At 66.8% G+C, this 13,766-nt stretch carries 10 protein-coding genes and 2 pseudogenes; 4 read left to right on the top strand and 8 right to left on the bottom strand.

Translation table 11 applies throughout. The features are described from left to right. Nucleotides 1-57 precede the first annotated feature (57 nt). Nucleotides 58-1,476, top strand: a complete 1,419-nt coding sequence (locus RBB84_RS16830) for a DUF4038 domain-containing protein (protein ID WP_033096414.1) — start codon at nt 58-60, stop codon at nt 1,474-1,476. A 28-nt stretch (nt 1,477-1,504) separates the two neighbouring features. Here the strand turns inward: RBB84_RS16830 and RBB84_RS16825 are convergent, their stop codons facing one another. The 6 genes and pseudogenes from RBB84_RS16825 to RBB84_RS16800 form a co-directional block, all read right to left on the bottom strand. After that, nucleotides 1,505-2,155, bottom strand: coding sequence for a TetR/AcrR family transcriptional regulator (locus tag RBB84_RS16825; protein WP_019290814.1), 651 nt, complete (start codon nt 2,153-2,155; stop codon nt 1,505-1,507). Nucleotides 2,156-2,490: 335 nt separating this feature from the next. Continuing rightward, nucleotides 2,491-2,679: a ferredoxin gene (locus RBB84_RS16820; RefSeq protein WP_006553751.1), complete on the bottom strand. Its 189-nt coding sequence runs from the start codon at nt 2,677-2,679 to the stop codon at nt 2,491-2,493. Next, the gene (locus tag RBB84_RS16815) at nt 2,676-3,968 is read right to left on the bottom strand and encodes a cytochrome P450 (protein WP_024102116.1); all 1,293 of its coding nucleotides are present in this window, start codon (nt 3,966-3,968) and stop codon (nt 2,676-2,678) included. Before RBB84_RS16815 ends, RBB84_RS16820 begins: the two co-directional genes overlap by 4 nt. A 369-nt stretch (nt 3,969-4,337) precedes the next feature. Then, nucleotides 4,338-4,742, bottom strand: a pseudogene (locus RBB84_RS16810) (MFS transporter); the annotation flags it as partial. 76 nt (nt 4,743-4,818) lie between these two features. After that, complete coding sequence (locus RBB84_RS16805) at nt 4,819-6,105, bottom strand: MFS transporter (RefSeq protein ID WP_228045185.1); 1,287 nt, start codon at nt 6,103-6,105, stop codon at nt 4,819-4,821. 249 nt (nt 6,106-6,354) lie between these two features. After that, a pseudogene (locus RBB84_RS16800) lies at nt 6,355-6,498 on the bottom strand (fatty acid--CoA ligase); the annotation flags it as partial. 286 nt (nt 6,499-6,784) lie between these two features. Here RBB84_RS16800 and RBB84_RS16795 point away from each other — a divergent pair. Beyond that, nucleotides 6,785-8,119, top strand: coding sequence for a cytochrome P450 (locus tag RBB84_RS16795; protein ID WP_064257485.1), 1,335 nt, complete (start codon nt 6,785-6,787; stop codon nt 8,117-8,119). Nucleotides 8,120-8,479: 360 nt separating this feature from the next. After that, nucleotides 8,480-9,202 (top strand): M23 family metallopeptidase, encoded by a 723-nt coding sequence (locus RBB84_RS16790; RefSeq protein ID WP_006553745.1) that lies wholly within the window; start codon nt 8,480-8,482, stop codon nt 9,200-9,202. Between the two features lie 98 nt (nt 9,203-9,300). Here the strand turns inward: RBB84_RS16790 and RBB84_RS16785 are convergent, their stop codons facing one another. Next, a complete protein-coding gene (locus tag RBB84_RS16785; RefSeq protein WP_064257484.1) occupies nt 9,301-11,271 on the bottom strand; it encodes a M13 family metallopeptidase in 1,971 nt (656 codons plus the stop codon). A gap of 113 nt (nt 11,272-11,384) precedes the next feature. Between RBB84_RS16785 and RBB84_RS16780 the strand changes: the two genes are divergently transcribed. Continuing rightward, nucleotides 11,385-12,590, top strand: a complete 1,206-nt coding sequence (locus RBB84_RS16780; RefSeq protein WP_064257483.1) for a serine hydrolase domain-containing protein — start codon at nt 11,385-11,387, stop codon at nt 12,588-12,590. A gap of 242 nt (nt 12,591-12,832) precedes the next feature. Here RBB84_RS16780 and RBB84_RS16775 read toward each other — a convergent pair whose 3' ends face one another. Next, complete coding sequence (locus RBB84_RS16775) at nt 12,833-13,756, bottom strand: PaaI family thioesterase (protein ID WP_024102111.1); 924 nt, start codon at nt 13,754-13,756, stop codon at nt 12,833-12,835. Nucleotides 13,757-13,766 lie beyond the last annotated feature (10 nt).

Genomic DNA, 13,766 nt, shown 5'->3' with positions numbered 1-13,766 from the left:
CTCGGAGCCACGATCTCCTCCGTAGCCTGGACGTACCACGGGCGCGGTGGGGTGACGATGAAACAGGCAGTCCTTGTGATGGTGTTGCTGCTGGTCGCGGCCTGTTCGAACGCGGGAGAGCAGGAACAGCGGACGAACGTCCCGGCGGTCGAAGCGGACTGCGATGCCGCCGACCACCGCTTCGTCTCGTCCGTCGGCGCCGATGGCCGCCATTTCGAGGATCAATACGGTGATCCCGTCCTCGTCCGCGGCGACTCGCCGTGGTCGGGGATGGCCGACTGGTCGCCCGAGCAGGCCGAGTTGTATTTCACCGACCGCGAGATCAACGGGTTCAATGCCTCGATCATGTCGGCGATCGTCGTGCCGGTGAACGGCGGCCCGAGCTACGAAGGCGCCACCTTCGACGGCATCGAACCGTTCGTCGACGGCGACATCACGCAGTGGAACGAGGTGTACTGGTCGCGTGTCGACGACTACCTCCGGATCGCGTGCCGCCACGGGAACACGGTATTCCTGTATCCGATGGACGGGTGGAACCTCACCCACGTCTTCGCGTCGACCACGCCGGAACAGGCCTTCGAGTACGGACGGCGGTTCGCGCAGCGGTACGCGGAATTCCCGAACATCGTCTGGATGACCGGCGGGGACTACTCACCGGAGGCGGAGGATCTCGCGGCCGGTGCCGAGTCGGATCTCGTGCTGCACGCGATGCTCGACGGGATCCGTGATGCCGGCTCCGACGCACCGTTCACGATCCAACTGGGGTGGGACAAGCTGCTGTCCACGGATCACCCGTTCTGGGAACCGGTCGTGGACTGGAACTTCGTCTACACCTACGCGCCCACCTATCAGGCCGTCCTGCAGGCCTACGAGCGTGCCGACGGAACCCGCGACCCGCGACCCGCACTGTTCTCGGAGGGCAACTACGAAGGTGAGAACAACCAGGAGGACACGGCACCGACCACCGACGAGACACTCCGACGTCAGGCGTTGTGGGCACTGACCTCCGGTTCGCCCGGCGAGTTCCGGGGTTCCGACGACTGGGAGTTCCCGGACGGGTGGGAAACCCGTCTGGATACTCCCGCTGTCGCACAGCTGCGAGCGATACGTGAACTGTGGCAGTCGTGGCCGTGGTGGGAGCTCGTGCCGGATATCGACGAACCGCTCGTCGTCGCAGGTCGCGGCACCCCGTGGACGAGTGACGAGATGATCGACGTTCTCGACGACGAGTACGTCACCGCTGCCCGGACACCCGACGGTTCACTCGCCGTCGTCTACCTTCCGACGCAGCGCACGATCCGGCTCGATCCTGCGTTGGTACCGGAGGAGGCGACCCTCGAGTGGGTCGACCCCGCCGACGCGACCGGGCCTCGGCAGCCGGCGACTTCCGACGAGAACGGCGACATCCCCATACCGGGGCCGAACACGGATGGAGACGGGGATTGGCTTCTCGTGATCACCGAGCGAGAGGGATGAACTTTGCTGTTCGAGAATGCTGCTCTCGTCAGCGGGCGGCGAATCCCTGCGAGCAGAAACTCCATACCTCGTCGGCCGAGATGAGAAGGGTCGTGGTGTCGTCGCCCCCGCTCGACTGGGCAATGGACATCACGGTCTGCATTGTCATGGCGGCCATTCGCTTCGCGTTCGTTCCCTCGCGAAGGCTGCCCTCGGCATCGACCTTCTCCATCAGCTCCGTGAACAGCGTGAGCATCGGTGCGTGTGCGACCTTCACCTCGGCAGGATGGGTGAGCACCAGCTGCGGCGCGAGGTCGGTGAACAGGGGTCGCGGGGCCGCCGGATCGGGTCGGGACGACTCGAACAGCAGTTCCACTGCGACGCGCAGCTGATCGAGAGGATCCTTCTCGTCGGCGGCAGCGGCACGGATCTGATCGGCAGAGCGGCTCAGAGCATCCTCGAAGAGTGCCAGCAACAGCTCGTGCTTACCGTCGAATTGTAGGTAGAAGCTGCGAAGCGACTGCTTCGACCGGTCGACAACTTCCTGAACCGTGAAGTCGGTGCTGCCCTTTTCCGCGATGATCGCCTGTGCGGCATCGAGAAAGCGCTGAACGCGCTGCTCGGCGCGCAGCTTCGCGGTCCGGATGGAACGCTCCACCGCGCGCTGCTTCCAGGCCGGCTCTTCGCTGGCGCCCGTCACTGCCCGGATCGCCCTGTGTCGCGTGGAGTGGACATGGGGACACTGTACCGGAGGGTAGGGAGGCAACGCGGGGCCGTCCTTCCGCTTTCCGTCCCGACTCGAGACTGTTGCTATCAGAAAAAGAAACCTTGTTCTCATCCCGATACGGCTGATTCGGGGCCGGAAAGAGGCAAGTCGGAATGCGCACCCGGGACGGAATCCGCTGCCGTTCTCGCCATCCGCTGCGGCAATTCGCTGGTTGTCAGGATGGCCGTGAGACATCCTGACAACCAACGCGGGGATCGGAGCGCACCCGGCCGGACGCCGGACCCGTCGAAGAACGGCGCGCTCTGATCTCAGTCGAGCCGGATCGCCCTTTCGGGGCAACCCCCTGCGGCCTCCCGCACGGAGTCCTGGTGTTCGGCCGGGACCTCGGACATCAGGGTGACGGCGTATCCGCCGTCGCTCAGGTCGAAGACCTCCGGGCAGGCCGCGAGGCAGACGCCGTGTCCGCGGCAGGCGTCGTCGTCGACGACGACCTTCACTTCGACTCACCTTCCGCCGGCGTGTACTCGAGGTGCAGGGCGAGCAGGCCACGCAGGATGAAGGTCGGCAGGTAACCGAACTTCCGGTCGTCCTCGGGGCCGTGCACCTTCTCGGAGATCCGGATCTCGCTGGTGCGCTCGAGCAGGCGCGCGATGCCCACGCGTCCTTCGGTTCGGGCGAGCGGGGCGCCAGGACACGAGTGCACGCCGCGACCGAACGCGATGTGGGTGCGTGCGTTGCGGCGATCGATGTCGAACTCGTTCGGGTCGGAGAACTGGCGCGGGTCGCGGTTGGCGGCGCCGTTGACCAGCATCATGATCGTGCCGGCCGAGACGTCGACCCCGCCGACGGTGGTGGGGGTCTTCGCGAGCCGGAAGTCGCCCTTGATCGGGCTCTCGAAACGCAGCGTCTCTTCGATGAAGTTCGGGATGCGATCGGGCTCGCTGCGCAGGGTCTTCTGGAGTTCGGGCTGCTCGGCGATGATCCGCAACGCGGAACTCAACAGACGCACGGTGGTCTCCTGGCCGGCGGAGAACACGTTCGCGGCGATACGCAGGACGTCGTCGACGGGCGGCAGGGTGCCGTCGGGGAAGGTTGCGGTGGCGAGGCCCGTCAGCACGTCGTCGGTGGGGTTCGCGCGGCGGTCCTCGATGTACTGGCCGAACTTCTTGTACAGGAACTCGAGCGGGTTGAGCTTCAGCGTCTCACCCTCGGTGCTGCCGAGCGAGAAGCCTTTCTCCACTTGGATCTTCAGGCCCTCGATGAATTCTTGATGGTCACTCTCCGGCACGCCCAGCAGGTCGGCGATGACGAGCATCGCGAACGGAGCGGCGAAGCCGGTGATGTAGTCGCCCTCGCCTCGGGCGAGCAGATCGTCGAGGAGGCGGTCGGCGATGCGCTCGATGAAGGCCTCGTTCTCCTCGAGGCGCTTGGGCGTGATGAGCCGCATCAGCAGGCCGCGATGGTCGGTGTGCTGCGGGGGATCCATGGTGGGGAGCTGGTCGTTCATCGGCAGCGAGGGGCGGTGCTCCTCGATGAAGTCGGTGATGTCGTCGCTCTCGGGGCAGGCCGGAAGGCCGGAGAACGGACCGGTCACCGAGATGCACGACGAGAAGGTCTGCTCGTCGCTCAGGACCTGGATCGCCTCTTCGTAGCCGGTGACCATCATGACGTTGTGGTGGGGTTCGCGCGTGACCGGGCATCCCTCGCGCAGGGCGTCGTAGTAGGGGTACGGGTCCTCGACGAGTTCCGGATCGGTGAAGAAGTTCTTCGTCTCGATGTCGGTCATGGTTCCTCCCGGGGCAGGCGGTGGCTGTGATGGAGTTCGGCTTCGCCACGCGGCGTCGCGCGCTCGAGTCCGTATCTCGACCGCACATCCAACCACGGGTTCGAAAGTTGGGCGCGAGAGGATCTTTCGTGCATTTCGGACTTGTGATGGATAACGTGACGACGATCGATGTGCTGTGTTCGATCTTGAAATGTGTGTAACCGCAGAAGCGACAACATGCCCGTACTCGAGCCTCGGAAAGTTCGGGTACGGGCACGGGATGTGTTCATCGTCGGAATGTCCGATGGGTGACTTCACGCCGACGATGGGTCGGTGGAGTCGACGGGAGGAAGAGCGACGCGACGACCTTCGCGTATCGGCGGTATCCGGTCAGCGGCGCAGATCGGCACCGCGAAGGGCCGGCGTGCTCACCGAGGTATCGGAGGGACGGAGCGACCGGACATGGTTGACCGCGAGCGCGGCGAACACGATCACGCTGCCGCACGCCCCGAGGGCGAACGCGAGCGTGATGCCTCCGTCGGTCCGATGCAGGTCGGCGCCCATGTATGCGGCGAGGACGGCGCCGGACAGGGCACTGCCGAAGGCGCCGCCGACGGTGCGGAGGACCTGGTTGAAACTGACGGCGCTGCCGAGCTCGGTGTCGGCCACGCTGCGTGCGATGAGCGCGGGCATCGCGGCGTAGGTCGTGCCCATGCCGACGCCGAACAGGAACATCCCGACGAGGATCTCCCACAGCCGGTCGTGTTCGAACCACAGCAGGAAGGCCGAGACGGTGCCACCGTCCACATCGACGACCGGGTCGTCGATTCACGAGCCGTCTCCGAACCTCGAACCTCGAACCGGGGCAACATCAGTGATGGGACAAGGCCGCGGGGCGTGCTTCGGTATCGATACCCGGGATACCGCGTCCCCGCAGCGATGCGCCCGCGGTCTCCGCCACGAAGTAGAGGGCGACGAGACCGACCGCGCACGCGCCCATCATGTAGAAGGCCGGCATGAGATCGTTGCCGGTCCGCTCGACGAGCCATTCGTTGATCGCGGGAGCCGTACCTCCGAAGATCGAGGTGGCCACGTTGTACGAGATCGCGAACCCGGCGAACCGGACCTGCGTGGGGAACATCGCGGGGAAGGTCGCCGAGATGGTCGACAACTGCATCACGTACAGCAGGCCGAGCACGGTGAAGCCGAGGATCGCCCAGCCGAAGCCCACCGACATCAACATGTACATCGGCACGGCGAGAACGAACAGACCGCCCAGCGACGCCGCCCAGAGGGGCTTGCGCCCGATGCGGTCCGACAAGGAGCCGGAGAACGGGATGACCGCCATCATCGCGAGCTGACCGATCAACACCAGGATCAGTGCCGAAGTGGTCGTCAGACCGATCCGGTCCTCGAGATAGGTCGGCATGTAGCTCAGCAACGTGTAGTTGCAGACGTTCAGCGCGATGACCAGACCCATCATCGTGATGATCGGTCGCCAGTAGCGGGTGAGCAGGTCCTTGAACTCGGCGCCGACGCTGGCCTCCTCCTGGTGCGCCTCCTCCAGTTCCTTGAAGACCGGCGTCTCGTCGAGTTTCGAACGAAGGTAGAGGCCCACCAGTGCGAGCGGGCCGGCGACGAAGAACGGCAGTCGCCAGCCCCAGGTCGCCATGAAGGCATCGGTGGACATCAGATCGATCATCAGGACGAGGAACGCACCGACGGAGAAACCACCCAGCGTGCCGAACTCGAGGAAACTACCGTAGAAGCCACGTTTGTGGTCGGGGGAGTACTCGGCCATGAAAGTCGCTGCGCCACCGTACTCACCGCCGGTGGAGAACCCCTGGATCATGCGCAACAGCACGAGCAGCAGAGGTGCCCAGAACCCGATCGACTCGTACGACGGGACCGCGCCGAGCAGAACCGTCGAACCACCCATCAACAGGATGGTGAGCGCCAGGATCTGGCGCCGACCCAACCGGTCGCCGAGTGGACCCCACACGAAACCGCCCAGCGGCCGCATGACGAAGGAGACCGCAAAGACACCCAGCGTGAGCAGTGTCGCGGATTCGAGATCGCCGGGGAAGAACGAATCGGCGATGTAGGTGGCCGTGTAGGCATAGACGCCGTAGTCGAACCACTCGGTGAAATTACCCATGGCCGACGCACCGATGGCGCGCCGTACCGTCTCCGGCTGCTCTTCGTGAGCGTCCGGCTTGGGGTCGACAAAACCGTTCTTCACTATGGTCTCCCCCTGCGATCGAGGTCAGTGCCTCAGCGGATACCCGAGTCGACAGAGGGTGAAACCGCTTCCCGTGAAGTTCCTCGAAGCCGTGGTCAGGCGGACAATCTGCTGAGCGGGCGTACCGACGAGGCATAACCGTGCCCGCTCACGCCGGCCCGCTGCGGAGTCGACGGTTGCGGCGGTGGCCTCCGGATCGTCGAGATAGCCCTGCATCACGTTGTATCCGCGGATTAGCACCTCGCTGTCGTCGGCGATGCTCACTTCCACACCGTCGCAGGGTTTTCCGACGGTCGTGGCGATCTGTTCGATGCGCACTGGGAGGCGGCCGACAAGGTGCTCTCGCGGCAAGCAGGCGCGCGGAAAATAGGGCACAGGGGAAATCGGGACGGGTAGTTGTCACTGCAGCGCCGACCGTTTGCGCGCCCTGAAGACAGTTGCATGCCGTCCGAAGGCGTGCTTCTGTCCGCGGACCGTGCAAGCCTGCTCGTTCCGGGGTTGCGGTGATCTCCCTCTGCGGGTCCGGACGGACGTTTGGATGTGCTCCCGACGGGAAGCCTTCACAAGTCCTGCCCCTCCGACGCCGGGAGCACCTGTGCCTGCAACGACCGCGACCGTTTCGCCCACCGACGCCGCTCGGCTCCTCGGGCAGGTGGCCGTGCCATTCGTGGCGGTGGGACCGATCGCTCGTCGGCGTTGGGCGATGAAGCTGCTCGAGAAGAACCAATCCGATGCCGGCGTGGTCCGCCTGGTCGCCGATCTACGGAAGCGGCACGGTGACGGACCGGTGGTCGTGCCGATCCCCGGCCGCACCCTCGCGATCGTCCTGACGCCCGAGGATGTGGACCGGATCCTGCGTACCGACACGGCATCGTTCACTGCGGCCAACAAGGAGAAGGTGGCCGCACTCAGCCCGTTCCAGCCCAACGGTGTGCTCATCTCCCGAGGGAACATCCGCGCCCAGCGACGCGCGTTCAACGAGTCGGTCCTCGAACCGGAACACGCCCTGCACCGTCTCGCGGCCGAATGGGTTCCCGTGATCGAGCAGGAGGCGCAGGATCTGCTCGAGCATGCGAGGTCGCGCGGTGAACTCGACGCTCCTGATTTCGTGCAGACCTGGTGGCGCCTCGTTCGGCGACTCGCGTTCGGCGACGCCGCCCGCGACGACGAGAGCATCACCGACCAGTTGTGGACGCTGCGCTCGAACGGGAACTGGTCGTTCGCGCATCCGCTCCGGCACCGCCTGCGCGATCGGTTCACCCAGAACCTGCACCGTCATGTCACGGCGGCTCCGTCCCAGAGTCTGGCCGGGGTGGTCCGGGACCTCGCAGCGCCGGCGTCCGTCGACCCGATCGGGCAGATGCCGCACTGGTTGTTCGCGTTCGACGCCGCAGGCATGGTCAGCGCCCGAACCCTGGCGGTGTTGTCGACCCATTCCGAGCAGCGTCTGCGCGTCGAGTCGGAATTGTCGGGAACCGAAGCCGGGACACCGCAGGTCTACGAGTACCTGCGGGCCTGCGTGCTGGACACGACCCGGCTGTGGCCGACCACTCCGGTGATCCTCCGGGACTCCGTGGAAGAGACCACGTGGAGCGACGGTGCGGGTGGTACCTCCACGATTCCCGCCGGTACGGGCTTCGTGATCCTGTCCTCGGCCTTCCACCGCTCCGACGACCTGCCGTTCGCCGACACCTTCGAACCCGAGATCTGGCTCGACGGCCGCGCCGAGCGCTATCCCGCGCTCGTGCCGTTCAGCGCCGGACCGACGGTGTGCCCCGGGCGCAGCATTGTGCTGTTCGCGGCGAGCACCTTCCTTGCGACTCTGCTCCGGTCCGCCGAGTTCACCGTGGTGTCGGATATGAAGCCGGATCCGGCGCGTCCGCTGCCCGCGACGTTCGACAATTTCGGTCTGCGTTTCGCGGTGCGGTAGGACCCTCTCGGCTGGGGCCGCAATACCGCCTCGATACCCCCTCGGAGATCGTTTCCCCGTTATCCGAAGGCGTGACGTCACTCACGGTTCACCCCGGTTTTGCGACCAACGCGTGAGGTCGATGGTGGCGATGTGAATCGAGTAGGGCAAATCGGGCGCTTTTTGTCCGATACCGGTCGGTTTGGAGTCAAGGCGACACGCTGAGGTCGTCAAAGGTCGAAGTACTCTGTGATGGAATCGTGACCCTTTCGTTACCGAGGGCCTGTCCCAGAGGAAACTGCTGTGATCCGAAATCCTGAATCCACCCACACCCGAGAAGCCACCGATCTGCGACGGCGCGCAACCCGCGCCGGCAGGTGGATGGCAGTCGCGGTCCTCGCGAGCGCCGTCACCGTCGGCGGAACGACGGTCGCGAACGCCGCAGGCGACCGGGTCCGCGTCGAGTCCGCCACCGCATGGACGGGCGCCGGGGAGAACCTCTCGACCGCACCGCAGGTGCTGAAGGTCGCCGGTGTCGACGCATCCCACTACACCGAGAAGCTGAACCGCGCCGCCGAGAGGGAAGCACAGCGTGTCGTCGAGGCGATCGCTGCCCAGGAGGCAGCACAGCGTGCCGAGGCCGAGCGGATCGCCCGCGAGGCCGCCGAGCAGGCCGCTCGTGAGGAGGCCGCGCGTCGCCCCGCGCTCGCCTTCCCCGCTGCAGGAACGCTGACCTCGGGCTACGGTCCGCGCTGGGGGACCAACCACAACGGTATCGACGTCGCCAACTCGATCGGCACGCCCATCCTCTCCGTCACCGACGGCGTCGTGATCGAATCCGGTCCGGCCTCGGGCTTCGGCCTGTGGGTGCGCATCGCGCAGGACGACGGCACGACCGGTGTCTACGGCCACATCGATCAGTCCCTCGTCTCGGTCGGCCAGCACGTCCGCGCCGGTGAGCAGATCGCCACAATGGGCAACCGCGGCCAGTCCACCGGCCCGCACCTGCACTACGAGGTGTGGCAGCCGGGCGGCGCCAAGGTCGACCCCATCCCGTGGTTCCACGCGCGCGGCGTTCCGGTGCCGAGCTCGCACCTCGGCTGATCCGGTAGGCGACAGCCCGAGAACGGCCCCCGAAACGAACGCCCCGAAACGACCACTGCCCCGACGCTGTCCGCGTCGGGGCAGAGTCGTGCGTGGAGTTACCAGATGCGCACGCGCTCCGAAGGATCGAGATACAGCCTGTCGCCCTCGGTGACGCCGAACGCGTCGTAGAAAGCGTCGATGTTGCGGATCACGCCGTTGCAGCGGAACTCCGGCGGCGAGTGCGGGTCGACGACGAGGCGTCGTGACGCCTCTTCGTCGCGAACCTTCGTACGCCACACCTGCGCCCATCCGAAGAACACGCGCTGCAGGCCGGTCAGGCCGTCGATGACCGGCGCGGGCTTGCCGTCGAGCGCGATCTCGTAGGCCTTCAACGCGATTGACAGGCCACCGAGATCACCGATGTTCTCGCCGATCGTGAAGCTGCCGTTGACACGCTGTCCGGGAAGGGCCTTCGGCTCGAACTCGTCGTACTGCGCGATGAGGGCCGCGGTGCGCTTACCGAACTCCTCGCGGTCCGAATCGGTCCACCAGTTCTCCAGATTGCCGTCGCCGTCGTACTTCGCGCCCTGATCGTCGAATCCGTGGCCGATCTCGTGCCCGATGACCGCGCCGATACCGCCGTAGTTCGCGGCGTCGTCGGCATGCAGGTCGAAGAACGGGGGCTGGAGAATCGCGGCGGGGAAGACGATCTCGTTCATCCCCGGGTTGTAGTAGGCGTTGACCGTCTGCGGGGTCATGAACCACTCGCCGCGATCGACCGGACCACCGAGCTTGCCGAGATCGCGGTCGTATTCCGCGGCGTACCCGCTGCGGTAGTTGCCCACCACGTCGTCCGGGGTGATCGTCACAGCGGAGTAGTCGCGCCAGGTGTCGGGATAGCCGACCTTGGGGGTGAACTTCTCGAGCTTGCGCAGCGCGGCCTCGCGCGTGGCCGGGCTCATCCATTCGAGGTCGGTGATGGACTGCCGGTACGCCTCGGTGAGATTGTCGACGAGCACCTGCATGCGCGTCTTCGCCTCGGCGGGGAAGTGCCGTTCGACGTAGAGCTTGCCGACGGCCTCGCCGAGCAGGTCCTGCACGAGCGACACACCGCGCTTCCAGCGGTCGCGGATCTCCTGCGTACCGGTGAGCGTGCGGCCGTAGAACGCGAAGTTCTCGTCGACGAACGCCTCGGACAGGTACGGAGCCCGCGCGCGCAGCACCCGCCACACCGCCCAGGCCTTCCAGTCGTCGAGGTCCTCGTCGGCCCACAACGTCGCGAACGTCTCGAGGAAGCTCGGCTGACGAACGACGATCTCGGCCCACTGTTCGGTGGTCGCGCCGGTCGCGGTGATCCATCCCGTCCAGTCGAACTGCGGAAGATCGGTGCGCAGCGAGTCGAGGGTGAGCAGGTTGTAACTCAGGTCGGCGTCGCGACGCTTGACGACGTCCCAGTGCCCGGCGGCCAGCCTCGTCTCGAGCGCGACCACCTTCGCCGCGTCGTAGGGCAGGTCGGCGAGGGCGAACATCCGGCCGATGTGGGCGGTGTACCGGTCACGGATCTCGGCGTAGCGGTCCTCGCGGTAGTACGACTCGTCGGGCAGCCCGAGCCCGCCCTGCGAAACGTGCATCAGGTACCGCTCGGAGTTCTTCGAATCGGTGTCGACGTAGTGCGCGAGCGCACCCGTCACGCCGGCGCGCTGCAACCCGCCCAGTACTGCCGCGAGCGCGGCGCGGTCGGCAGCGCCGGAGACCGCCCGGAGTTCCCCGCGGATCGGATCGAGACCGGCTGCCTCGATCGTCGCGGTGTCCATGAACGAGGTGTACAGGTCGCCGATCTTCTGGGCGTCGGTGCCCGGCTCGGCGCCGGACGCCGCGGCCTCTTCGATGATGGTCCGCACGTCGACCTCGGCCTTGTCGGCGAGCGTGCGGAAGGCTCCGTCGAGCGCGCGGTCGGCGGGGATCTCGTGTTCGGCGAGCCATCGGCCGTTCACGTGTTCGAAGAGGTCGTCCTGGGGGCGGACCCGTTCGTCGACGTGTCCGAGATCGATGCCGGAGCGAATCTCCGAGTTCTGCGCGAGGGTCATGCTCCCCATCCTTACACCGGAAGGGCAGGTCGTGCAGTCACCCTGCGGACCGGACCGCCGCGGAAGTGGGAGAACACCCTCGGGAGCGTTTACATACTCCTACCATCGCCCTCATGACCGAAGGTTCCACGACGGAGCCGCCCGTGGCGACCCCGCCCACACAGATGCTGGTCGATCCGCGCTTCATGCCTGTCGCGGATCTGTTCTTCCGGATGTTCTACAAGCCGAGTCAGGGCGGCGGCGCTCTCGCCTGCTACCTGCACGGCGAACCCGTCCTCGACATCTGGGCGGGCTGGGCCGCACGCGACAAGCGGTGGACCCGCGACACCGTGGTGCTGTCGTTCTCCACCGGCAAGGGGGTGGCCAGCACGGTGGTGCACCGCCTCGCCGAGCGTGGCCTGCTCGACTACGACGCAGCCGTGGCCGAGTACTGGCCGGAGTTCGCCGCGGCCGGCAAGGAGACGATCACCCTGCGACAGCTCATGTCGCATCGCGCCGGACTGCACAGGTCCCGCGGTCTCGTGCCCGGCAGGGAAGGACTGCTCGATTCAGAGGCGGTGGCCGCCGCGCTCGCCGCCTCCCCACCCGATCCACGACGTTTCCACGGGCCGGGTTATCACGCCGTCACCTATGGCAACCTCGTCGCCGAGATCGCATCGCGCGTGACCGGGGTGTCCTTCCAGGAACTCGTGCGCACCGAGATCGCCGAGCCGCTCGGCACGGACGAGTTCTGGTACCACGTGCCCGAGGACCAACGGCACCGCATCGCCCGGGTGTTCCCCAAGGTCAACTTCCTGCCGGCACCGTGGACGACGGCGTCGGCGGTGCTGTCGCACGCGCCGGGCGTGCGGGGTCTCGCCGAGGCAGGCATGGCGGAGGGCTTCGACGAGTTGATGCGCAGTCCGTCCGCGCACGACGCCGTCATGCCGGGATGGAACGGTGTGTTCACCGCTCGGGCCCTGGCCCGCATGTACGCGGCGATCGCGAACGGCGGAGCGATCGACGGTGCCCGCCTGTTGAAGGAGGACACCGTCGGCCAGTTGCTCGAAGTGCAGACCCGGCGACGCGACTACGTCCTCGGCATCCGGCCCAACTGGCGGCTGGGTTACCACCCCGGATGGGTCGCCCTGAGGCAGCAGCCGCTGCGGTCGGTCGGCCACTACGGCTTCGGCGGCTCCGGAGCGTTCGCCGACCCGGAGACCGGACTGTCGGTCGCGTTCGTCACCAACCGCATGGGCAACACCTTCACCACGATCTCCGACGGCCGGTTCCCGAGGCTCGGCGCCGCGGCGGTGACGGCCGCGCGCAGAGCAGCGTGATCAGACGTCGACACCCACGTTGACCGCGGCGAGGACCCGGTCACCCTCACGTGCGGTGACCGTCGTCCCCGTCGGGTCGTGGATCGAGTCGGTGTCGTTGCGAGTGTCGCGGCCGCTGTGCTCGGTGTACGGCTCGACCGTCCTCGTTCATGATCTCTCCTCCGTGCGTCCTCGTTCCGACCATCGTGCGTCCGGACGCTCGAGGCACGGTGCGAGAAAGCTGGGAGATTCCTGCGAATCCGTTACGCGCGGTGCAGCAGCTGGACGTTGGCATGTGCGCGCACGTAGACGGTGCCGTCGGTGGCGCACAGCGTCGTCTCGAAGGACGCGAGTCGCCGTCCGGCCCGCACCGCTTCGGATCGCAGTTCGATGACCGGCCCGGGGACGGCGGGCGAGCGGAGGTAGTCGAGGCCGATCTCCAGCACGCGATAGTTCTGATCGATGCCTGTCAGCGTCTGTGCGGCCAGGCCGGTGACGGCCTCCGCCATCGACACGAGCACACCGCCCTGCACCGAACCGATCACGTTGGCCATCCACTCGCGCGGCGACAGCCGGGCCTGCACGACGCCGCGCTCGGCGGCTGTCACCTCGAGTCCGAGCAGCCCGGCGAGCGGTCCGCGCGGAAGAGTCCCGGTGGAGATGCCCGTGACGATGTCGAGGCCGGGCAGTTCGGCCAGGATCGCCACATCGGACCACGGTTCCGGCTCGTCCCGCTCCGGCACGGCCTCCGACGCCTCGGCGCCGAGTTCCATCGGCGTGCGCCCGACGACGATGGAGCGGCCGACCAGGTGCGCGACGAGAGCACCCTGCTCGTCGCGCACGTCGGTGCCCGACACGGCGGTGGACTCGTCGAAGAACAGGCTGCTGCCGTGACCGACGAGGGCCCCCGAGGCGGGGAAGGGGTGGGCGAGCGTCGCCGTCACGTGCGACAGCACGCTCTGTGGTCGCTCACCGGTCTCCGCGAATCGCGCGATACCGGCGGGTGCGCCCGCGGCGACGTCGGTGAAGACGCCGATGGAGGCGAGCGTGGTCTGCCCGCGGTGGTCGAACAGGTGCGATCCGACGGACTGGGTGACCGAGACCGACGCGTCGTCGGCGACCTCGATGCCGACGCCCATGAAACGACCCGGACGATCGACGGTGAACTGTGCGGTCTCGATTGCCATTCCTTGCTTC

The sequence above is a fragment of the Rhodococcus sp. D-6 genome, from assembly GCF_040256695.1.
Classification (GTDB): domain Bacteria; phylum Actinomycetota; class Actinomycetes; order Mycobacteriales; family Mycobacteriaceae; genus Rhodococcus; species Rhodococcus pyridinivorans.
Note: the sequence above shows the minus strand (reverse complement) of the source record. Positions and strands in the feature narration are given on the sequence as shown.

What these genes read in the sequence shown, in the direction of transcription:
- RBB84_RS16780 (WP_064257483.1), top strand. Translation starts at nt 11,385, where the DNA reads ATGACCGAAGGTTCCACGACGGAGCCGCCCGTGGCGACCCCGCCCACA.
- RBB84_RS16805 (WP_228045185.1), bottom strand. Translation starts at nt 6,105, where the DNA reads ATGGGTAATTTCACCGAGTGGTTCGACTACGGCGTCTATGCCTACACG.
- RBB84_RS16775 (WP_024102111.1), bottom strand. Translation starts at nt 13,756, where the DNA reads ATGGCAATCGAGACCGCACAGTTCACCGTCGATCGTCCGGGTCGTTTC.
- RBB84_RS16790 (WP_006553745.1), top strand. Translation starts at nt 8,480, where the DNA reads ATGGCAGTCGCGGTCCTCGCGAGCGCCGTCACCGTCGGCGGAACGACG.
- RBB84_RS16830 (WP_033096414.1), top strand. Translation starts at nt 58, where the DNA reads ATGAAACAGGCAGTCCTTGTGATGGTGTTGCTGCTGGTCGCGGCCTGT.
- RBB84_RS16785 (WP_064257484.1), bottom strand. Translation starts at nt 11,271, where the DNA reads ATGACCCTCGCGCAGAACTCGGAGATTCGCTCCGGCATCGATCTCGGA.
- RBB84_RS16815 (WP_024102116.1), bottom strand. Translation starts at nt 3,968, where the DNA reads ATGACCGACATCGAGACGAAGAACTTCTTCACCGATCCGGAACTCGTC.